We start from the raw sequence: 20,944 nt of genomic DNA on the forward strand, positions 1-20,944 counted from the left end.
TTGACCGTATTTTTGACGTATGAAGCCATTAATTTTGCGTTAATCGAGAAAAAACTCGATTGAAAACAGAATCATAGCCCTTCTAATGCTTTAGTGCAGCTATTCAGAACGCCTTCCTGCTGCGACCATGGTCCGGCTTCAATTTACGAAGCTTGGGTTCCTAGAGCGACCGTGACTCGCGAATTACCGCGAATCTCACTGTAGCGGTCGCCACATCGGCTAAGCCGAGAAAGGAAGGTGGACAACTCAGTCACTAAACGATCTCGCAGACATGCGCGTTATGCGCCTGACTGCCAATTTTTTGTTCAACTGCGCCGGTAGCCGTTTTGTAGATGAATGACGGTCAGGCGCCTAGTAAGTGGAATTTTGTTATGGATAGACGCCAACAACCGGCAAACGACATTACTGCTATTGGTGAAGTTGAAGTCGAAGAAGCACACTTCGATGTCGAAGCAGAGGTAACGGTCGAAGAAGCCGATATCGATGCGAACCTGAATGAACAGGAACAGACCAACGACAACAGCGTCGATAACGAAAACGGTCAAGAACAGGGCCAGGAGCAAGGTCAGGAGACAACTGTCGAGAACGGCCAGGAACAGGGCCAGGAGCAAGGTCAGGAACAAGGCCAAGAACAGGGTCAGGACCAGCACCAGTACAACGGTGACAACACCAACGACAACTCGAACTCGGTACATATCGACTTTGGTGAAGAAGGTCTGCGTCCGAATGACGATGATCTGGTCGATGTCGACGTGTATGGTGGCGGTTCGGTCGAAGATGTCATCACCGTTGGCAATGACTTCGACTACGATCCCGGCGACGATCTGAACCTGGATATCTCGCTGGATGGTCAAGGCAATGACATGTCGCAGATCAACAACCAGCTGGCTAACCTGAATGACGACGACCATCTGGGTTCGGCGAGCGTTTCCAACAGTGGCTACTTCGAACAGAAGGGCGACGCACATGGCGGCCACGCAACCGCAGATGAAGGCATCGGTTCGCATACCGATGGTGGAAACTCGGGAAGCGGCGGCACGACCTATGCGGGCGACGCAAGCTCATCCTCGACCGGTAGTACGGCATTTGGCGCTGGCGGATACGGCGGTAACGCTGACAACGACGCAAGCGCTGGTAATGGCGGCGACTCGGGCGACGCAGGGACCATTGGTCTGGGTGTTGGCAAGTCTGACGCGTCTGCGGACGGCGATAGCGATGGTGGCGACAGCGGCAATGCCGACTCCGACTCTCATGCTGACAATGACGCCAGTGCAGATACCGATGCCCACGGCGACGGTGGTGCAGGTGGCAATGCCGGTTCTATCGGGCTGGGTCTGGGCGTAGGCCTGTCGGGTGCTGGCAATGACGGTGAGTCGACCGGTGGTGCCAATGACTCGGCTGCTGGCGCTCTGGGTGCCGGACTTGGTGCAACTGACGCGTCGAATGGTAACGCAGATGGTGGCAGCGGATTTGGCGGCAACCTTGGCGGTGCTGACAACGACACTGACGCCGACAATGATGCGGATGACGCAACATCTGGCGGCAACATCGGTCTGGGTCTTGCAGGCGGTCTTGCTGGCAGCGACGCCAGCGGTGACGGTGGTAACGGACCCGGTGGTAACGGCAGCGGTGCTGCAGGAACCGGCGGTGAAGGAACCGGTGAAAACGGTGGCGACGGCGGCGACGGTGGTGCCGGTGGACCGGAAGCACTGGAAGAGCTGCTTGCCGGTGGCGGTGATGGCGGCGACGGCGGCGAAGGCGGCACCGGAATGGGTGGCGACGGAACCGGCGGTGACGTGGACGGCGGCGCGGGCACAGGTGGCTCGGGCGACGGCGGAACCGCGGATGCTGCAGCAGACGCGCAAGGCGTTGGCGATCAGACCGCAAGCGGTCCGGTTATCACGCAGAGCCCAGGCGACGTAAATGGTACGGCTACCAACGACCAGAACGCTGATGTAGATGGCGGTGCTGGCGGAACCAACACAACCAACGGCAGCGCCGATGGTACCGGAACCGGTACTGCGACTGCTGACGGCGTTGGCGGTGGCGGTGGCGCCATTGATCTGGACGCGACCTCGGACGGCAGCGGCACAGGCTCTGCAGACGCAGACAACGACGCCGGTGCCGGTGGTGCCAACCAGCTGTGGTCGACAGCGGATACCGACGGTACTGCGGACAGCATGGCTCAGGCAATTTCGGGTTACGGCGGCGACGCCATGTCGGACAACGACGCCACGTCGACCGGCACCGGAAGCGCAACGGGCACCGCGACTTCGGGTATCGGTGGCGGCGGCGGAGCCGCGATGGCGACCGGTGGTACTGGCGGAGACGCCGGGTCTTGGGTCCAGGGTGGCCAGACTGACGGCAGCATCGTGACCTCGGGTGACGCAAGCGGCGCCTACTCGGGCGCAGGCGGTAGCGGCGGCAACGCAGGCTCGTGGGGCTCGAACAATGCTGGTGACGGCATCGTGACGGGTGAATCCTATGCGTCCGCAGCGGCTGTGGTCGATACGTCCGCCTTCAACCAGTCGATCGTCATGGGTGCCAACGTACTTGGCAATTCGGTCGATACGACAATGGTCGGTGGCAACATGTCGTCGAGCTATTCCAGCGACGACACCGACGCGTAACAAGTGACCAGAGCCCGCTATTGGCGGGCTCTGACTCTTTCAAAGAAAATGCCGGGGGCGCGTATGTGGCCTCGGCCCAACTTAACCCAAAGCCGGAAATATTCTGCCGGGCAGGGGAAAGGAAACCAATATGGCGCTCGACAGTATTACGGAACAGATTGCACATTTCGTTGGAGCATTTGAACTTACGACCGAACAGGCCCGTTTGCGGGATCAGTACGAAGAATTCGTCGCCCTGAGGCGTAAGGCCGAACTGGAAGATCTGGAAGATCCGACCAGCGTTCAGATCAGTGCCAATCTTGCTCTGGAATCGAGCGACCACGACGCACTCAGCTATAATTTTGCCGCGGCGCAGGCCAGCGCGCCTGCGATCCCTTCACCCACCGGACCTGCCGGTGGCTCAAATGTCAGCTCTGGACCCGCTGCGGATTCGGATGTGCCAGCCCCAGATATTTTTATGGGTGGTCCGACTACTATCGAGATGGTCTTCGAGCTTGAGTTTGACACCGAACTGGCAGGCTCTGCCGTAACTTACACATTCCAGACCATTCGCCTGAGCGACAACGATACGATCGGCGAGGGTGACTTCCGGGACGTCGAAGCCCTGATGGAACAGGGCCAAGAGATGCTGGATATCGCGATGTCGCTGCACGCGGTGTCTTTCCCGTCCTTGAACATCGACGATTACCTTTCGGGCGAGGCGGTGGATGAACTGATCGAACAGATACAGTCCGGCGAATGGGCCGAGATCGAGGGTGCCGTTGTCTATCAGTTCGAGGGCGATGCCGCCACGGGCGTGATCGTAAACGGCGAGTATGTCGAAGAAGCGCCGGAATTTACCGATCTGCTACCCGAGCATCATCAGCCCGAGGACGAGGACGTCGATGAAGACGAAGCCCCCGATCTGTTGCCTGCTGAATGGGATCAGTCCGACAATCTTGAATTTGAAGATGGCCACTCGATCGTGGCAGGCGGCAATCTGGCTGTAAATCAGGTCGCAGTGAATGTTGGCTGGGTCGATGCGCCCAATATCGTGGTGGGCGGCAAAGCTTTAAGTGTGACCGTGGTCAGTCAGGTTGCCGTCGTGTCCGACACGGATCAGGGCGAAGAGGGCGTGCAAAGCAACACCAACGTGGTTCAATCTTCGGAAATCACCGTGGACGCCAGCGAAGCCGCTTGGCTGGATGAAAACGTGTCCGAGGATCCGGAAGACACCCCATTTGTCGCTGTCGATTGGATTTCGGGCGATCTGTTGGTGACGAACTTCATCGAACAGACTATCGACGCCACGGATATCGACCAGATCAGCACTGAGATCACCGCATCCTCTACGTCGTATATTCTGGGCGACAACGTGATGGTCAATTCGACAGAACTTCTGCAACTTGGCAGTTTCTACGATCTGATCATCATTGGTGGTGACATGATCTCGATTGATGTGGTGTCTCAGACCATCGTGCTGTCCGACAATGATGTCATCGAAGGTGCGCAGCCGACCGAGGCCGAAGAAAACCTGGTGATGAACGAGGTCACGCTGACAACTACCGGCGAAGATACGTATGAAGATGTCTCGGAATCACTGGCTGGTGTCATTCCGCTGGAGGAGATGGATTCGGACGCGCTGGAAGATGCGTTGATGAACGATCCGATGTTCGCAGGAACCGAACTGGTGCGGGTTCTCAAGATCGAAGGCGATCTGTTGCAAATCAACGCGATTGAGCAGGTCACGATTTTGCAGGATGATGACGATATCCTCATCGCCGGTGAGCAAGGGGCAGAAGCCTCGGCGCTGGGCGCCGGCAATGCCATTCTGAACTCGGCCAGCGTGAACAAAATCGGGGTCGATTCAGTGGTGATGGCGCAGGGCGGGGAATACTCAGATCTTCTGCTGCATCAGGCCAGCCTGATCGACGCGCCCGAGGATGAAAATCCCGAACTTGGCAATGATGCGGTGGCAATTCTGCTGCAAGAAGTTGATGCGCCGGGTAACTCCGAAAATGCGCCGGGTCACAGTGATCTTACCTCATCCGAGGCGGCAGGCATCGACGGCGGCATGGAAACCATGCTAGTATAACAACCGTGTATTGTTACGAGTGACTTGAAAGTTTTGATATGTCGATTGTTTTTCCGTCGCGCCCAAGTCGTTGCGCCAGCCCATTGGATCGAAATGGGGGTGCCGTGTCGAATCCGACCCGAACCAACCGCTCTGATAAGAATTCAAAAAAAACACCCGGATTGCGCCTGAGCGAGGACCTGCGCGTGAGTGATCCGCAAAATGCCAAACCCGAGGCCGTCAAAAGCGATGCGAGCACTGGCGAAACAGTAAAGCCAGAACCTGCAAGTGACGATACCAAAGCGGATTCGCACCTGCACGCCGGGTCTACGCCCCGGCGTAAGCAGCCGCAGCCTGCCGAAGACAATGACCAACAGGGCAGCGGTGATGGGGTGGCCGACGCCACGGACCCCGATCCGGAAACCGTCAACAAGACGAGCGACCGTATACCCCCCGCGTCGCGCTCGAGTGGCGGTGATCGCATGGGTGCCACTATCGAGGCCAAGGCGAACCAACCATTGATGCGCAGCAGTTCTGGCGGCGGCGATGGGAAGGGGCCACCCCAAACATTTCACAAGCGCACCCCGCCCGAAGATTTCCGCAAGACGCTGCGCACTTCACTCAAGGCGATCTATCGCAATCTGTCCTTTGTGTTGGTTCTGACTTGCGCAACGAACGTCCTGATCCTGGCCATCCCGATTTACCTGTTTCAGATTAGTGACCGGGTTCTGACCAGTCGCTCGCTGGATACGCTGATCATGCTGACGGCCATAGTAGCCGGAGCCGTCATCTTCCAGTCAGCATTTGACGCAGTAAGGCGGTTTATGTTGATGCGCACCGCGGTCGAGGTTGCGGCCCGGCTTGGGGCGCCGATCCTGAGTGCGGCTGCGCATGCCTCGCTGCATGGGACCGGGCGCGAATATCAGACACTGGGCGATCTACAGCAGGTGCGGGGCTTTCTGGTCTCGGGTACGCTGATATCATTCCTCGATGTGCCATTCGCACCGCTGTTCATCCTGATGATTTTCCTTGTGCATCCGCAGCTTGGAATGATCGTGATTGTGACGGCGGTCCTGCTGATGATCATCGCGCTGATCAACCAGCGCATGACCGCCAAACCCTTTGCCGAGGCGAACAAAGCGCAATCTCTGGCAAACCAGCATCTGGATTCTATGTCGCGTAACAGCCAGATCATCAACGCATTGGCGATGATACCCGAGGCTGTGCGCATCTGGGGTCGTGACACGGCGCAATCCCTGACATGGCAGGTGCGCGCGCAGGACCGCAACGTGATCTTCGCGGCAATCTCTCGCGCTGTGCGCCTGTTGACGCAAATCTGCATTTTGGGCTGGGGCGCGTTTCTGGCGCTGCAAGGGCAGATCACCGGCGGGATGGTCATCGCAGCCTCGATTATCGCAGGGCGTGCCTTTGCGCCGATCGAAGGCTCGATTGAAGGGTGGAACAGTTTCTTGCTGACCCGTGCGGCCTATGGTCGGATCAATCAGCTGCTGTCCAACTCGGCCCTGCAATTTGAGAAACTGCGCCTGCCGCGCCCGGAAGGCCGGCTGGATGTTGAGCGCCTGCTTTTTGTTCCCGGCGGTACCAAGCGTGTCGTGCTGAACGGCATCAGCTTTTCGCTGAATCCGGGTGAAACGCTGGCCATCATCGGTAACTCGGGTGCAGGGAAAACCACGCTGGGTAAAACGTTGGTCGGGTCGATCTTGCCCACATCCGGCAGTGTGCGGCTGGACCTGATGGACATCCGCAACTGGGACCCGCGCCAGTTCGGCGAAAGCATCGGTTATCTGCCGCAGGACGTGCAGTTGTTCCCCGGCACGATCAAGGACAACATCGGCCGTATGCGTGCGGACGCGACCGACGAACAGATCCACGACGCCGCTGTGCTGGCCGATGTTCACAACATGATCGCAACCCTGCCGCAGGGATATGAGACGGTGGTGGCGGCAGATGGCTCGCCCCTGTCCGGTGGGCAGAAACAGCGCATTGCTTTGGCCCGAGCCTTCTTTGGCAACCCGCGCATGGTTGTTCTGGACGAACCGAACTCGAACCTGGACGTTGCGGGCGACAAGGCGCTTGCCCGCGCCATCGAACAGGCCAGAGAAAGCAAGATCACCGTGGTGGTGATCACGCAGAAACCAACCCTGTTGAACGTGGTCGACAAGATCATGCTGCTGACGGACGGGCGCGTGGCGCTGTTCGGTCAGCGCGAGCAGGTGCTGCAACAACTGCACGGGCCGCGTAACAACCAGCCCGGCATTCAAAATCAATAAGGGGGGTGCGACATGAATGATCTGGTACCCGTAAACAACAATCCTGAGGACCCGACCGTTTGGTATGCCGAGGTTCCGCGCTCGATCAGCCGCTTCATCGTGATTGGGATGATTATGCTGGTCATCTGCTTTGGCGGTTTCGGCGTCTGGGCCTTCCGCGCGCCTCTGGCCGCTGCGGTGATTGCGCAGGGCAGCTTTGTCGCCACGGGTCGCAACAAGATCGTGCAGCATCTGGAAGGCGGCATCATTCAGGACATCAAGGTGATCGAAGGGCAAACCGTCCAGGCCGGTGAAGTGTTGATGACGCTGGACCAGACCTCGGCCGAAGCCAATGAGCGAGAGCTGTTCATCCGCAAAATCCGCCTTCAGGCCATGTCCGAGCGACTGCATGCAGAATACGACGAACAGCAAGAATTGGAGTTTTCGCCCGAGCTGGTGACCGCCTCGGAAGATACTGAGGTGATGACCATCCTTGACGGGCAGAAGATCAGCTTTGAGCTGTCCCGCAAGACTTTGGTGAATGACATTGCCTTGCTGGAACGCAACATTGAGGCGTTGAAAATCCGTTCCAGCGGCTTTGAGGCGCAGTTGGACAGCATGGTGCGCCGCGCCGAAATCCTGAAAGAGGAATATGAAACCAAGGAGACTTTGTTCAAAAAAGGTCTTGTCCGTAAGGGTGAGTTGAACACGATCCGCCGGGTTCAGGCCGAAGCCGAAGGCCAACATGCGCGTCTGACTGCCGAAGCGGCTGAAATCAGCCAGATGCTGTTGAAATACGACGAACAGATCACCCGCACCCGGGCCGCCTATCGTGAGGCTGCACTGGATGAATTGGGCGTGATCGAAGCCGATCTGGAAAGTGTCCGCGAAAAGGCCCGACAGGCCCGCAGCGTTCTGGACCGCGCGGTTGTGCGGGCTCCGGTCACAGGGACGGTGGTGCGGTTGCATTATCACACACCCGGCGGCGTGATCGAAACCGGTGAACCCATCGCCGAAATCCTGCCCGCAGACGCCCCCCTCATCATCGAGGCACAAATCCCGCGGACTGAGATCGACAGCGTCGTAACCGGTCAGGATGCGACTGTGCGTCTGGTGGCTCTGAATCAGCGCACGACGCCGGTTCTGAATGGACAGGTCTTCTATCTGTCGGCGGACTCTCTGGTCGAAGACTCCAACGGTGCCCCGCAAGAGGTCTATTTGGCCCGTATTTCGTTGGAACCGGAAGAGATCGACCGCGTGCGTGGCTTCATCCCGACGCCGGGCATGCCCGCCGAGATCATGATCCAGACCGAGGAGCGCACCTTTGCGGCCTATATCGCGAAACCTGTGACAGACAGCATGTCGCGCGCCTTCCGCGAACAATAGGCGAGGGCGGTCTACACCTTCCAATTTTTGCATGTTAACCTCCGGTGACATTCACCGGAGGATTTCTGATGGCCCTGACCGTAAAAGATATGATGGAGGCCGCGAATGCGGTTGTGGAGCGCGTGGATACTGCGTTTGCCCAACAGGTGATGGGGCAGGGCGGGTTACTGCTGGATGTGCGGGATGCCGTCGAATTGCAGCAGAGCGGGCGGGCCACCGGTGCCCATCACATCCCGCGCAGCATGCTTGAATTCCGTGCCGATGACAGCTTGAAATCCCATGATCCCGAGCTTCGCAAAGATCGCCCAGTCGTTCTTTATTGCGCTGCCGGTGGCCGTGCTGCTTTGGCGGGCAAGTTGCTGAAAGATATGGGGTATGAGCGGGTCTACAACCTCGGCGGATTGTCCGATTGGGTTAATGGCGGCGGTGAGGTTTCGGCTTAAGCGTTCAGGAACGTCCGCACGGCGGCCTCGAACTCACGCGGTTTTTCAGCGTGCAGCCAGTGACCCGCGCCGGGGATTTTGGCGAATCTGGCGCTTGGGAACAAGGTGCGGATCAGGTCGCGATGCTCGGGCAGGACATAGTCAGAGTCGGCCCCTGACAGAAACAGGGTCGGGCCGTCCCAATGCGTGTCCATCTGCGGAAAGCCCATGATTTTCGGCATTTCCGCCGCAAGAACGTCCAGATTCAGCAACCAACGCTGCCCTTTGACATCCAGCGATTGCGTAAAAAAGCTCTGCAATGCGGGTTCGACACCCAAGTCGGCCAGTTGCTCTGACGCGTCCGAGCGGCGCTCGACCTTCGACAGATCAACGGCGCGCATCGCCTCGATGAACTGAATCTGACTGTGAGTGTAGGCCACAGGGGCAATATCCGCCACCACCAGTTTGCGCAGCAGGTCGCCATGGTGCAGCGCCAGCGTCATTGCCGCCTTGCCACCCATTGAATGCCCCAGAACGTCGGCCTTGCCCCCGAAATGGTCAATCACCTCGGCCAGATCATTGGCAAGGTCGGGATAGCTGTGCTGATCGGTCCACAAGCTATAGGCGTGGTTGCGCATATCAACCGCGATCACCTGCCGTTCATCCGACAGCCGCCGGGCAATTACACCCCAGTTCCGGGCCGAACCATACAGCCCGTGTGCAATCAGCAAAGGTGGGGTATCGGTCGGCTCACCATGTAAGATCGTATTCAGCATACCGCCTGTGATAACTGCGGCACTCAGAAACAGCCAGCCCCATTGTCGCCCCCTCGCGGGGAGGTTACAGTGCCACGCTTGGAGGCCACGCCATGTCGGATCACACAGATGTTCAAACCCAGATTGCGCAGACGCTTTTATTGCTGCGCAAAAAGCTCGGGGTGCGGGACAAGACCCTGACGGCCTCGATCCGCAAGGCCAAGCGGCGTCTGCCCCGTCGGATCTATAAGCAGGCCTTGCTGTTGGCAAATGCCGAACCGATGGCGGCGCACCCCAAATTGCGCTTGGTGCTGGACACCCCGAAACTCGCGCGCGCATCGGAAGAGGTTCAAGAGCATCTGGGCCGCATCAATCTGGCCGACCGGCGCTGGGGGTGGTTTCTGGGTATGCTGGGTGGGCTGGCATTCAATGTTCTGGCCTTTTCGGCCCTGCTGCTGATCTTTCTGCTGTGGCAGGGGCTGATCTGACCTTTTGGCAAAAGAAAACGGCGCCCCGGGGGCGCCGCTCAACTCTTGGATCGTAATCCGCCTTACAGGTTCGGATAAAGCGGGAAGCGCGCGCAGAGCTCGGCGACTTCGGCTTTGACCTTGGCTTCGACTTCACCATTGCCATCTTCACCATTGGCGGCCAGACCGTCGACGACCTCAATGATCCAGTCCGCGATCTGGCGGAACTCGGTCTCGCCAAAACCACGGGTGGTGCCGGCAGGCGAGCCCAGACGGATGCCCGACGTGATGGTCGGCTTTTCGGGATCAAACGGCACGCCGTTCTTGTTGCAGGTGATATGTGCGCGGCCCAGGGCCTTTTCGGTCGCGTTGCCTTTGACGCCTTTGGGGCGCAGGTCGACCAGAACAACGTGGGTATCGGTGCCGTGAGTCACGGTGTCCAGACCGCCCTTGATCAGCTGATCCGACAGCGCCTGCGCATTGACGACAACCTGCTTGATGTAGTCCTTGAATGCGGGCTGTAGCGCTTCGCCAAAGGCTGCGGCCTTGCCAGCAATCACGTGCATCAGCGGGCCGCCCTGAATGCCGGGGAAGATGGCCGAGTTCACTTTCTTGGCGATTGCCTCGTCATTGGTCAGGATCATGCCGCCGCGCGGGCCGCGCAGGGTTTTGTGCGTTGTGGTGGTGGCCACATGCGCGTGCGGGAACGGGCTGGGGTGTTCGCCTGCTGCGACCAGACCGGCGAAGTGCGCCATGTCCACGTGCAGATAGGCACCAACCATATCGGCGATCTCGCGCATGCGGGCAAAGTCGATCTGGCGCGGAATGGCCGAACCACCAGCAATGATCAGCTTGGGCTGGTGCTCTTTCGCCAGCGCCTCGACCTGATCGTAGTCCAGCATGTTGTCTTCTTTGCGGACGCCGTATTGCACCGCGTTGAACCACTTGCCCGACTGGTTGGGGCGCGCGCCGTGGGTCAGGTGGCCGCCGGCATCCAGGCTCATGCCCAGAATGGTGTCGCCGGGCTGGATCAGCGCCTGGAACACACCTTGGTTCGCCTGGCTACCGGAGTTAGGCTGAACGTTGGCGAATTCGCAGTTGAACAGCTGTTTGGCACGGTCGATGGCCAGATATTCGGCGATGTCGACGAACTGGCATCCGCCATAGTAGCGGCGCCCCGGATAACCCTCGGCGTATTTGTTGGTCATCACCGAACCCTGTGCCTCCATCACGGCAGCAGAGACGATGTTCTCGGACGCGATCAGCTCGATTTCGTCGCGCTGGCGGCCCAACTCGGACGTGATCGAGCCAAACAGCTCAGGGTCACGATCGGCGAGGGATTGGGTGAAAAATCCGGTGTCACGGAGGTTGGCGTTCATTTGGGGCTCCACATGGCTAGGGTAATTCTTGCGGATTTCCTATAGGAAACTGCGCGAGGGAAAAAGCGCGAAAGCGACGGATTGGCCCGCAGTGACGTCGAGTCTGGCGTATTGAAGAAAGGTATGTTTGTTTCGGAACCAAATGTGCAGCACCGGAAACCGGAAAAGATGACCAAGAGAATCGCCTTTCTCGCCAGCGACGTCAAAGTGGCGCAAACCGCGCGGGACAGCCTTGTCGAACGTTACGGCAATGTCGCGCCCCGGGATGCGGATGTGGTGGTCGCCTTGGGCGGAGACGGCTTCATGCTGCACACGCTGCACAACATGCAGCACCTGGATACCCCGGTTTATGGCATGAACCGCGGCACCATCGGATTCCTGATGAACGAGTTTCACGAAGAGGACCTGATGGAGCGTCTGACGGCGGCAGAGGAAGAGGTAATCAACCCTCTGGCCATGCAGGCGATGGATCAGTCCGGCAAGCTGCATGAGGCGCTGGCGATCAACGAGGTATCGCTTCTACGGGCCGGTCCGCAGGCCGCACGGCTTAAGATCAGTGTCGACGGGCGGGTGCGCATGGCCGAGCTGGTCTGTGATGGCGCTTTGCTGTCTACGCCTGCTGGATCAACGGCTTACAACTACTCGGCGCACGGACCGATTCTTCCGATTGGGTCGGACGTACTCGCCTTAACGGCGATTGCCGCCTTTCGGCCCCGTCGCTGGCGCGGGGCGCTGCTGCCTAAGATTGCAAAGGTGCGATTCGACGTTCTTGATGCGGATAAGCGCCCGGTCATGGCGGATGCGGATTCGAATTCGTTCAAGGATATCGACTGGGTCGAGATTCGCTCGGAACCCTCAATCCGACACCGCATTCTCTTTGACCCCGGGCATGGTCTGGAAGAGCGGCTGATCTCAGAACAATTTACCTGAACTATCAAAAGTGAACCTTTTTCCCGCTTATGTGATCCAGTTCACAGGAGTTTGATTCATCGTTTGTTAATCTACTCTTGTCTGGAGAAACGCCCAGGTGGGAGTGAGTGGCCATCGAACGGCGTTAAAGAATGATCGCGCAGTTTTCGCGCCAGCGAGGGTAGGTGGTGCTACGCTTGTTGTCAGATTTCCAGGCTTATTTAAGCAAGCGGACCCCGGGTACAAAACCCCGGGGTCTATTTCGTTTTGGGGGTCAGGCTGTCCGCGTGCATCTTGTCCCACAACGGCAGGCACATCTGGCCCACACGCGATTCGATTGCGGCGGCGGCGTCAACGGCCATGTCCTCGCGCAAACGTTGCGCTGCGATCTGGACATTTATCGGCTGCGGCCCGTTCGGTAGGTCGGCCAACCGGGCCGGGACACAGGCCGCCGGTAGTCCCAGAAAATTCATCGCATAGGAATAGACGGCGCAGCCCAGAACCTCGTGCACACCCTCGGCCCCTTCGGTGTCGCGGTCAGGTCCGAAGAACGGCTGTGGCAAGAAGGGGGACAGGACCAGCGGATAGTCCTGCATGAACATGGCCCATTCGCGGGCAAAATGCGTGCGCTTGGCCATCATCTGGATCAGCTCTGTGCCAGTGATAGGCGGGAATTCCTGAAAATAGACCTCAAAGATGTCTCGGATGGTGTCCGAGCCCGCAGCTTCGATATCGGATTTCAGCAGGGTCAGAACTTCGCCCATAAGAGCGCGGTATCCACTGCGGCCACAGTCGAACGCGTCGGGCGGGCTGACCTCAACCACCTGATAACCCGCGTCAAGCAGCGCCTCGCGCGCAGTATCCAGCGCCTTGTCGACTTCGGGGTGCAGGGCATAGCCGAAGGTCTCTTTGGTGAAGGCGACCTTGATCGGGCCGTCCATTGGCTCTGCCCCCCAAGGCATTGGAACATGAAACGGATCGCGCGGATCTGCCGCGATCAGGCTGGGCATCGACAAATGCAGGTCTGCGGCAGAGCGCGTAATCAGCCCTTGCACCGACATGGATTGCGCCAGCAGCCCGCGCTCGGCCCGTTGGCTGGGGTTCCATGCCGGGACACGGCCAAGGCCGGGTTTGACCGTGACCGCTCCGTTTGCGGCGGCTGGGAAGCGCAGGCTGCCGCCGATATCATTGCCATGCGCCAGCGCGCCGATCCCGGCCATCACCGCAGCACCGGCCCCTCCAGAGGAACCGCCAGCTGAGATATGTCGCCCCCACGGGTTGTGCGTGCGCCCATGCAGCGGGTTGTCGGTGTCAGCGCGGAATGAGAACTCGGGCGTGTTGGTGCGGCCGATCACCACGGCCCCGGCGTTTTGCAAATTGCGGACTATCGGCGCGTCGTCGGGGGCGATCACATCTTTCAGAGCAACGACGCCGTTTGACGTGGCATGACCCTTTTGATCGACGTTTATTTTGATCGTCACGGGTACCCCGTGCAGCGGTCCTGTCGGCACCCCCTGCGCCCGGGCCTCATCCAAGCGGCGTGCACGTTCCAGCGCTTCGGTGCTCAGGTCTTCGACCACAGCATTCAGGTCGGGGTTTACCTGATGCATCCGGTCGATGGAGCTTTGCACCGCGTCCTCGGCGCTCAGGTCTCCGCTACGGGTCAGGGCGGTCAGGTCGGTGGCGCTCAGACGCCAGATGTCGGATTTTGTCATGCGGCCTCACTGTCTTGGTCAGACAGTAGAGGCCATTAGTCCGGTTGCAAGCGAAAGCCTGAGGGGCGGGCGACCGATGGTCGCCCGCAGCCCCGCTATTGCGCAAACCCGATGGATTTCAGAGCTACGGTGATTTCGTCCAGAATGGCCGGATCGTCGATGGTTGCGGGCATCTTGTAGTCTTTGCTGTCCGCAATCGACACCATCGTACCGCGTAGGATTTTACCTGACCGAGTCTTGGGCAGACGATCCACCACGACGGCTTGTTTGAACGCCGCCACAGGCCCGATCTTTTCGCGCACCAGCTTGACCACGTCCTGCACCACCTCACCGTGGTCGCGGTCGCAGCCTGCATTCAGGCACAGGAAGCCAACCGGCATCTGACCTTTCAGCTGATCCGACACGCCAATCACCGCGCATTCGGCGACGTCGGGGTGGGCGGCCAGAACTTCCTCCATCCCGCCGGTCGACAGACGGTGGCCCGCGACGTTGATGACATCGTCGGTGCGCGCCATGATGTAGAGGTATCCGTCCTCATCAATCATGCCCGCATCGCCGGTCTCATAATAGCCGGGGAACTGGTTGAGGTAGGAACTCCTGAACCGTTCCTCGGCATTCCAAAGCGTCGGCAGAGTACCCGGCGGCAGGGGCAGCTTCACCGCAATCGCACCCAGCTCACCGGGTTTCATGGGGTGGCCGCCTTCGTCAAGGATTTGAACGTCGTAGCCCGGCATCGGCTTGGCCGGAGAACCCAGTTTCACCGGCAGCTCCTCAATTCCCAGCGGATTGCCCGCGATGGTCCAACCGGTTTCGGTCTGCCACCAGTGGTCGATGACAGGCACCTTCAACGCGTCTTGCGCCCAGACGATTGTATCCGGGTCGGCCCGTTCACCGGCCAGGAACAAGGCGCGCAGGTGGGACAGGTCGTATTTCGCCAGCATCTCGCCCTTTGGGTCCTCGCGTTTGACGGCGCGGATCGCAGTCGGGGCGGTGAAGAAGCTTTTGACTTTATGTTCGGAAATCACCCGCCAGAACGTGCCTGCGTCAGGGGTGCCAACCGGTTTGCCCTCGAACACGATGGTGGTATTGCCGTGGATCAGCGGGGCATAGCAGATGTAGGAATGCCCCACGACCCAGCCTACGTCTGACGCCGCCCAAAACACGTCACCCGGATCGACGTCATAGATATTCTTCATCGTCCAGTTCAGCGCGACCAGATGGCCCGCAGTAGGGCGCACAACGCCTTTGGGTGCGCCGGTCGTGCCGGAGGTATAGAGGATATAGGCCGGATCGTTGCCGTCGACCGGAACGCATTCCGCCGGTTCAACGCCATATTGGAATCCGTGCCAGTTATAGTCTCGGCCCTCAATCAACTGCGCCACTTCCTGTTCGCGCTGGAAAATCACGCAGAAGTCGGGCTTGTGGCTGGCCATCTCGATGGCGCCATCCAGCAGGGGTTTGTAGTGGACCACACGGCCCGGTTCCATCCCGCAAGAGGCGGCGATGATCGCCTTGGGCTTGGCGTCGTCAATCCGGACGGCCAGCTCGTTGCTGGCAAAACCGCCGAACACCACCGAATGCACCGCGCCAAGACGGGCGCAGGCCAGCATGGCCTCGAGCGCTTCGGGGATCATCGGCATATAGATGATGACCCGATCGCCCTTTTCGACGCCTTTCGCCCGCAGCGCCCCAGCCAGCGTGGCCACGCGGTTGCGCAGCTCGACATAGGAAATCTCGCGCTTGGTGTGAGTGATCGGGCTGTCATAAATGATGGCCGTTTGCTCACCGCGGCCATTTTCGACATGTCGATCTACTGCGTTCCAGCAGGTATTGACCTTGGCATCGCAAAACCATTCATAGAGCGGCGCATTGTCGTCAAACAGCGCTTTGGATGGGGGGTGAACCCAATCAATCCCTTTTGCTGCCTCCATCCAGAATGCCTCTGGATCGGATTTCCAGCTCTCGTAAACGTCGCGATAGGCCACGATTGTCTCCTCCTAAAACTCCCACTGCAGTGTGTAAGGCCGCCGGGGGGGCGCAAACAAGCAACGGAAGTGACACGGCGTCACTTTATCGCAAAATCTTTGCAGGATACGCCAAAACGGCCTGCAAATTTTTGCAAATTAGTTTTCTGATGCATCCTTACGCGCAATGATCATTGGGTTTTGCAAATCTGCAAATTTTTCGCTGCAAAGAATCAGAGCCCAATCGCCCAGGCGCTTGCTTGAAACGCCTGAGCTTTGTGCTGGACCTAGCCGTAATGCGTGACCGGGGTGCCTGCGATAGCGGCCATGTTCAGCAAGCCGCGCGCTGTGATCGAAGGGGTCACGATATGCGCTTTGTTGCCCATTCCCATCAGGATCGGGCCAACTTCCAGCCCGTCAGCCTTCATTTTCAGGATATTCTTCACTCCGCTTGCGGCATCGGCATGGGCAAAGATCAGCACATTTGCGGGGCCTTCCATGCGCGAGTTGGGGAAGATCCGCGACCGCAATTCCGGATCAAGCGCCAGATCGAGGTTCATCTCACCTTCATAGGTGAAGTCTCGCGGCTCGGCGTCCAGAATGTCCAAGGCAGCCCGAAGTCGTTTGCCTGAGCCTTCGGCCTGGTTGCCGAATTGAGATTGCGAACAGAAGGCGATCTTGGGTTCGATCCCGAACCGGCGCACGTGGCGGGCGGCTCCGATCGTGGTTTCGGCAAGTTCCTCGGGCGTTGGCAATTGCCGCACATGTGTGTCGGCAATGAACAGGGGACCGTCCTCAAGGATCATTAGGGAGAGTGCACCATGGGGGCGCAGATCGCCGTCGGCCAGAACCTGCTGCACATAATTGAGGTGCCAACGGTATTCGCCGAACGTGCCGCAGATCAGGCTATCAGCCTCACCTCGATGCACCATGATGGCCCCGATGGCTGTGTTGTTCGTGCGCATGATGGCCTTGGCCAGATCAGGGGTCACGCCCCGGCGCTGCATGATCTCGTGATACGAGTTCCAGTAGTCATAGTACCGGGGATCGTTCTGCGGGTTCACGATCTGGAAGTCCTGACCAGGTCGTACTGTCAGGCCCAGCCGTTCGCAGCGGGCCTCGATCACATCGGGGCGGCCGATCAGTACTGGTGTCTCGGTGGTCTCTTCCAAAATGGCCTGAGCTGCGCGCAGCACGCGCTCATCTTCGCCTTCGGCAAATACGATACGGCGTGAGGCCGCGGCGGCGGCCTCAAAGACCGGGCGCATGAGGAGGGCGGACTTGAACACAGTCTGGTTCAAGCGCTCTTTATAGGCCTCAATGTCGGCAATCGGACGCTTGGCAACACCGCTGTCCATTGCGGCCTTGGCGACGGCCGAGGACACCACGCCGACAAGGCGTGGGTCGAAGGGTTTCGGGATCAGATAATCCGGACCAAATGTCAGTTGTTCGCCCTTATACGCAGCGGCGGCCTCGGCGCTGGTGGTGGCGCGGGCCATCTCGGCGATGCCTTCGACACAGGCAATCTGCATCTGGTCGTTGATCTCGGTCGCGCCCACGTCCAGCGCACCCCGGAAGATAAATGGAAAACACAGGACGTTGTTGACCTGATTGGGAAAGTCGCTGCGCCCGGTGGCGATGATCGCGTCCGGGGCAACCTCACGTGCCGCGTCGGGCAAAATTTCGGGTGTGGGGTTGGCCAGCGCGAAAATAATCGGGCGCTTGGCCATCTTCTTGACCATCTCTGGCTTCAGTACGTTCGGGCCACTGAGACCAAGGAACAAGTCTGCACCGTCAATAACATCGTCCAGTGTGCGCAGGTCGGATTTCTGCGCGAACTGGTCTTTGTGCGGATTCATATCTTCGGTTCGGCCCTCATAGACCAGCCCATGAATGTCGCACAGCCAGATATTCTCGCGTTTGACGCCCAGCTTGACCAACATGCTCAGACACGCAATCCCCGCTGCGCCACCGCCGGTCGAGACGATTTTTATGTCCTCAAATTTCTTGCCCGCCACGTGCAGAGCGTTTCTGGCCGCCGCGCCGACCACAATCGCTGTGCCATGCTGATCGTCGTGGAAGACCGGAATGTTCATCCGTTCGCGGCACAGTTTTTCCACGATAAAGCAGTCGGGGGCCTTGATGTCCTCAAGGTTGATGGCCCCGAATGTCGGCTCCAAAGCGCAGACGATATCGGCCAGCTTTTCCGGGTCAGGCTGGTCGACCTCAATGTCAAAGCAGTCGATGCCAGCAAATTTCTTGAACAGTACCGCCTTGCCTTCCATCACGGGTTTTGATGCCAGCGCGCCGATATTGCCCAGCCCCAACACCGCTGTACCGTTGGAAACAACCGCCACAAGGTTGCCGCGTGCGGTGTAAAGCTCGGCATTGGCGGCATCGGCCTTGATCTCAAGGCTGGCCTCGGCGACGCCGGGCGAATAAGCGCGCGCCAAATCCCGACCGTTTGCCATCGGCTTCGTCGCCTTGATTTCAAGCTTCCCGGGCTTTGGGTGGGCATGATAGTCAAGTGCGGCCTGTCGCAGGCTGGGTGTGTCGGGCATCGGCTTATGATCTCCTTGCGAAATTTGATTTAGTGCTAAACGGTTTTCATTGATTTGGCTACGTTGTGTGGCTTTGCAACAGTTTCGTAGCGCCTCTTGAGCGCCGGTTGAATTCTGTCACGAACTTATTACATTCCGCTATCTTTCATTTTCTGGCGCAACGATAAGGCACGGAATACAGGCATGAGCTTCAAGGATGAGTTCCAGGCGGGGAACGCATTTCCCGCCGCTGGCGCGCCCTTTGGCGTAGATCGGTTTTCCCTGCATACGGCTTTGGTTGTGGCCTTTCTGGTCCTTGCCGCAGTGGCTATCTGGCCGGTTCAGGCATCCGCTCTCAATCAGGAAGGCGGTCCGTTCGAGACGATTTCAGCCGCAGCTCTTTTTGCCGCAGGGCTGGCCGCGTTGTATCGGTTTCCCGGTTTGAAACGCCTATATATCGGTGTGGTCTGCCTGCTGTTGGCCGAGCGTGAGCTTGAGGCAGATATCTATGCCGTTGATAGCCTGCCGTTTTATGTGCTGAACGGGTTGGATGTGGCGCTGGACATGACCATTGTGCGCGTCGTACTGGCGGTAGTTGTCTTGGGCGGTCTCGTCTGGCACGGCATCCCGACCGGGTGGAAGGCATTCAAGGCGCGGGCTCCGTTTCTGTTGGTGTTTGTGCTGGCAGGCACTTCTGCCTTTGTGGCGCAGCTGCTGGAAGAGATCAGCGGGGTGCTGGGCGCAGGGATTTCTGAACTCATGGTCACACGCCTGTTTGTTATGGAAGAAACCCTTGAGATGTTCTTTTCGATTGGCATTTTGGCCGCTGTTCTGATCGGATGGCCGAAAACCAAGACTGATGAGACATCACATGAGCAAATCGACCATCCGGACATGCGCTGAAGTCCGCCTGCCGACGCAGGAACTGCGCGACGACATCCCGTTTTACACCAAGGTTCTGGGTATGCGGATGGATATGATCTATCCGGCCGATGATCCAAGCACTGCTGTATTCTCGGGGCATGGCCTTCGTGTGAGGATCGAAAAAGACGCCCCCGAGGCTCCCGGCACGTTGCGTATTCTGACCGAAAACCCGGACGGGTTCACCGATGGGCAGCGCAGCCTTGTGGCCCCGAATGGCACTCGCGTTGAAATTGATGAGCTGAACCCGCCACTGGTCATGCCAGAAACGGTACATTCCTTCGTGGTGCGCCGGCTCAAGGATCAGGCCCCATGGATCATCGGGCGAGCGGGCATGCATTACCGCGATCTGGTACCGGACCGGTTAGGCGGCTCGATCATCGCCAGCCATATCCGCATTCCCGACGGTGGCCCGGTGCCCGACATGGTGCATTTCCATAAGGTTGGGTTTCAGCTGATCTTTTGCATCCACGGTTGGGTGGATGTGGTCTATGAAGATCAGGGCGACAAGATGCGCCTGACCGCAGGCGATTGCTTTATCCAGCCGCCGGAAATCCGTCACCGCGTATTGGAAGCCTCGGACAACGTGCAGGTAATCGAGATTGGCGTACCGGCTGAACACGTCACCGAGATTGACCACGACATGGACCTCCCGACGCCTTACTACCGGCCCGAGCGGGAATGGGACGGTCAGCGGTTCGTCTTTAATCAGGCCGAAGGGGCCGAATGGCAGCCTTTCCGCTTACCAGGCTATATCTGCCGCGACACGACCATTGCCGAGAACACAAAGGGCGTTGCCGGGGTTCAGGTTGTGCGCAAAGGGCAGGGCGATCCGGTCTGGGCCGCCCACGATACGGATATCCACTTTACCTTTGTTATGCAGGGTGAGGTCACGCTGGAGGGTGAGGGGCGCGAACCCTATCGGCTGGAACAGGGCGACGCCTTTGTCATTCCGCCGGGAATGCGTACCCGGCTGGCCGACCCGTCCGAGGATATGGAACTGCTGGAGGTCACTCTGCCCGGGACGTTCAACACGACGCTGGGCTAAGGAAATTTTCGCCCGGGGCTTCAACTCCCCGGGCAGTTTCATTTAGGGTATGACTTTCTGACCAGATGATCAAAAATTGGGGAATCGCCATGACTTTGAAAGACGCAGCATTGTCCGTCCGGGAAAAAGCCTATGCTCCCTATTCCAATTTCAAGGTCGGCGCGGCGATCCGGGCCGCATCGGGAGAGGTTTTTTCGGGCTGCAACGTGGAAAACGTAGCCTATCCCGAAGGCACCTGCGCCGAGGCCGGAGCCATTGCCGCTATGGTCGCAGCGGGTGAGCAAAACCTGACCGAGGTCTACGTGGTCGCCTCCTCTCCGCAACCCGTACCGCCCTGCGGTGGATGCCGCCAGAAGCTGGCCGAGTTCGGCAAACGCGACGTAAAGGTAACTCTGGCCACGGTCGACGGGGCCGAGTTCGTGACCACGATCGGAGACCTCTTGCCGGGCGCGTTCGACGCTTCGCATATGGAGGACGTCTGAGCA

15 protein-coding genes are annotated in these 20,944 nt (G+C 59.0%); 10 read left to right on the forward strand and 5 right to left on the reverse strand.

Going from position 1 to position 20,944, the window contains the following annotated elements; genetic code table 11:
- The first annotated feature begins 371 nt into the window (after positions 1 to 371).
- The 5 genes from ACOQOY_RS17170 to ACOQOY_RS17190 all read left to right on the forward strand — a co-directional run bounded on the left by ACOQOY_RS17170 (position 372) and on the right by ACOQOY_RS17190 (position 8,782).
- A complete protein-coding gene (locus tag ACOQOY_RS17170) occupies positions 372 to 2,630 on the forward strand; it encodes a hypothetical protein (RefSeq protein WP_420586566.1) in 2,259 nt (752 codons plus the stop codon).
- A 130-nt stretch (positions 2,631 to 2,760) separates the two neighbouring features.
- Complete coding sequence (locus ACOQOY_RS17175) at positions 2,761 to 4,704, forward strand: type I secretion protein (RefSeq protein ID WP_420586567.1); 1,944 nt, start codon at positions 2,761 to 2,763, stop codon at positions 4,702 to 4,704.
- Positions 4,705 to 4,889: 185 nt separating this feature from the next.
- Positions 4,890 to 6,974, forward strand: a complete 2,085-nt coding sequence (locus tag ACOQOY_RS17180; RefSeq protein ID WP_420586568.1) for a type I secretion system permease/ATPase — start codon at positions 4,890 to 4,892, stop codon at positions 6,972 to 6,974.
- 12 nt (positions 6,975 to 6,986) lie between these two features.
- A complete protein-coding gene (locus tag ACOQOY_RS17185; protein ID WP_420586569.1) occupies positions 6,987 to 8,339 on the forward strand; it encodes an HlyD family type I secretion periplasmic adaptor subunit in 1,353 nt (450 codons plus the stop codon).
- A gap of 68 nt (positions 8,340 to 8,407) precedes the next feature.
- Positions 8,408 to 8,782, forward strand: a complete 375-nt coding sequence (locus ACOQOY_RS17190; RefSeq protein ID WP_420586570.1) for a rhodanese-like domain-containing protein — start codon at positions 8,408 to 8,410, stop codon at positions 8,780 to 8,782.
- On the opposite strand, the gene ACOQOY_RS17195 is transcribed toward ACOQOY_RS17190, so the two are convergent.
- Positions 8,779 to 9,537 carry an alpha/beta fold hydrolase gene (locus ACOQOY_RS17195; protein WP_420586571.1) on the reverse strand — a complete coding sequence of 253 codons (759 nt, stop codon included), beginning with the start codon at positions 9,535 to 9,537 and terminating at the stop codon, positions 8,779 to 8,781. The genes ACOQOY_RS17190 and ACOQOY_RS17195 overlap by 4 nt on opposite strands.
- Positions 9,538 to 9,629: 92 nt before the next feature.
- Between ACOQOY_RS17195 and ACOQOY_RS17200 the strand changes: the two genes are divergently transcribed.
- On the forward strand, positions 9,630 to 10,004 hold the full coding sequence (locus ACOQOY_RS17200) for a hypothetical protein (RefSeq protein ID WP_420586572.1): 375 nt from the start codon (positions 9,630 to 9,632) through the stop codon (positions 10,002 to 10,004).
- Between the two features lie 62 nt (positions 10,005 to 10,066).
- Here the strand turns inward: ACOQOY_RS17200 and glyA are convergent, their stop codons facing one another.
- Complete coding sequence (glyA, locus tag ACOQOY_RS17205; RefSeq protein WP_420586573.1) at positions 10,067 to 11,362, reverse strand: serine hydroxymethyltransferase; 1,296 nt, start codon at positions 11,360 to 11,362, stop codon at positions 10,067 to 10,069.
- 168 nt (positions 11,363 to 11,530) lie between these two features.
- Between glyA and ACOQOY_RS17210 the strand changes: the two genes are divergently transcribed.
- Positions 11,531 to 12,292, forward strand: a complete 762-nt coding sequence (locus tag ACOQOY_RS17210; protein ID WP_420586574.1) for an NAD kinase — start codon at positions 11,531 to 11,533, stop codon at positions 12,290 to 12,292.
- A 236-nt stretch (positions 12,293 to 12,528) separates the two neighbouring features.
- On the opposite strand, the gene ACOQOY_RS17215 is transcribed toward ACOQOY_RS17210, so the two are convergent.
- The 3 genes from ACOQOY_RS17215 to ACOQOY_RS17225 all read right to left on the reverse strand — a co-directional run bounded on the left by ACOQOY_RS17215 (position 12,529) and on the right by ACOQOY_RS17225 (position 18,511).
- Entirely contained in the window at positions 12,529 to 13,986 is a 1,458-nt protein-coding gene (locus ACOQOY_RS17215; RefSeq protein WP_420586575.1) for an amidase family protein, read from the reverse strand.
- A 95-nt stretch (positions 13,987 to 14,081) separates the two neighbouring features.
- Positions 14,082 to 15,971 (reverse strand): propionate-CoA ligase PrpE, encoded by a 1,890-nt coding sequence (gene prpE / locus ACOQOY_RS17220; protein ID WP_420586576.1) that lies wholly within the window; start codon positions 15,969 to 15,971, stop codon positions 14,082 to 14,084.
- Between the two features lie 266 nt (positions 15,972 to 16,237).
- Positions 16,238 to 18,511: an NADP-dependent malic enzyme gene (locus ACOQOY_RS17225; protein ID WP_420586577.1), complete on the reverse strand. Its 2,274-nt coding sequence runs from the start codon at positions 18,509 to 18,511 to the stop codon at positions 16,238 to 16,240.
- Between the two features lie 183 nt (positions 18,512 to 18,694).
- Here ACOQOY_RS17225 and ACOQOY_RS17230 point away from each other — a divergent pair, with 183 nt between their 5' ends.
- From ACOQOY_RS17230 to ACOQOY_RS17240, 3 genes are all read left to right on the forward strand, one after another.
- Entirely contained in the window at positions 18,695 to 19,393 is a 699-nt protein-coding gene (locus tag ACOQOY_RS17230) for a hypothetical protein (RefSeq protein WP_420586578.1), read from the forward strand.
- Positions 19,362 to 20,459 (forward strand): cupin domain-containing protein, encoded by a 1,098-nt coding sequence (locus tag ACOQOY_RS17235; protein WP_420586579.1) that lies wholly within the window; start codon positions 19,362 to 19,364, stop codon positions 20,457 to 20,459. Before ACOQOY_RS17230 ends, ACOQOY_RS17235 begins: the two co-directional genes overlap by 32 nt.
- Positions 20,460 to 20,548: 89 nt before the next feature.
- Complete coding sequence (locus tag ACOQOY_RS17240; protein ID WP_420586580.1) at positions 20,549 to 20,941, forward strand: cytidine deaminase; 393 nt, start codon at positions 20,549 to 20,551, stop codon at positions 20,939 to 20,941.
- Positions 20,942 to 20,944: the final 3 nt, after the last annotated feature.

The sequence above is a fragment of the Ruegeria sp. genome, assembly GCF_965221235.1.
Taxonomy (GTDB): Bacteria; Pseudomonadota; Alphaproteobacteria; order Rhodobacterales; family Rhodobacteraceae; genus Ruegeria.

Excerpts from the sequence above, each read along its gene's own strand:
- ACOQOY_RS17170 (WP_420586566.1), top strand. The coding sequence starts at position 372 with ATGGATAGACGCCAACAACCGGCAAACGACATTACTGCTATTGGTGAA.
- ACOQOY_RS17175 (WP_420586567.1), top strand. The coding sequence starts at position 2,761 with ATGGCGCTCGACAGTATTACGGAACAGATTGCACATTTCGTTGGAGCA.
- ACOQOY_RS17185 (WP_420586569.1), top strand. The coding sequence starts at position 6,987 with ATGAATGATCTGGTACCCGTAAACAACAATCCTGAGGACCCGACCGTT.
- ACOQOY_RS17190 (WP_420586570.1), top strand. The coding sequence starts at position 8,408 with ATGGCCCTGACCGTAAAAGATATGATGGAGGCCGCGAATGCGGTTGTG.
- ACOQOY_RS17195 (WP_420586571.1), bottom strand. The coding sequence starts at position 9,537 with ATGCTGAATACGATCTTACATGGTGAGCCGACCGATACCCCACCTTTG.
- ACOQOY_RS17200 (WP_420586572.1), top strand. The coding sequence starts at position 9,630 with ATGTCGGATCACACAGATGTTCAAACCCAGATTGCGCAGACGCTTTTA.
- glyA (WP_420586573.1), bottom strand. The coding sequence starts at position 11,362 with ATGAACGCCAACCTCCGTGACACCGGATTTTTCACCCAATCCCTCGCC.
- ACOQOY_RS17210 (WP_420586574.1), top strand. The coding sequence starts at position 11,531 with ATGACCAAGAGAATCGCCTTTCTCGCCAGCGACGTCAAAGTGGCGCAA.
- ACOQOY_RS17215 (WP_420586575.1), bottom strand. The coding sequence starts at position 13,986 with ATGACAAAATCCGACATCTGGCGTCTGAGCGCCACCGACCTGACCGCC.
- ACOQOY_RS17225 (WP_420586577.1), bottom strand. The coding sequence starts at position 18,511 with ATGCCCGACACACCCAGCCTGCGACAGGCCGCACTTGACTATCATGCC.
- ACOQOY_RS17230 (WP_420586578.1), top strand. The coding sequence starts at position 18,695 with ATGAGCTTCAAGGATGAGTTCCAGGCGGGGAACGCATTTCCCGCCGCT.
- ACOQOY_RS17235 (WP_420586579.1), top strand. The coding sequence starts at position 19,362 with ATGAGCAAATCGACCATCCGGACATGCGCTGAAGTCCGCCTGCCGACG.
- ACOQOY_RS17240 (WP_420586580.1), top strand. The coding sequence starts at position 20,549 with ATGACTTTGAAAGACGCAGCATTGTCCGTCCGGGAAAAAGCCTATGCT.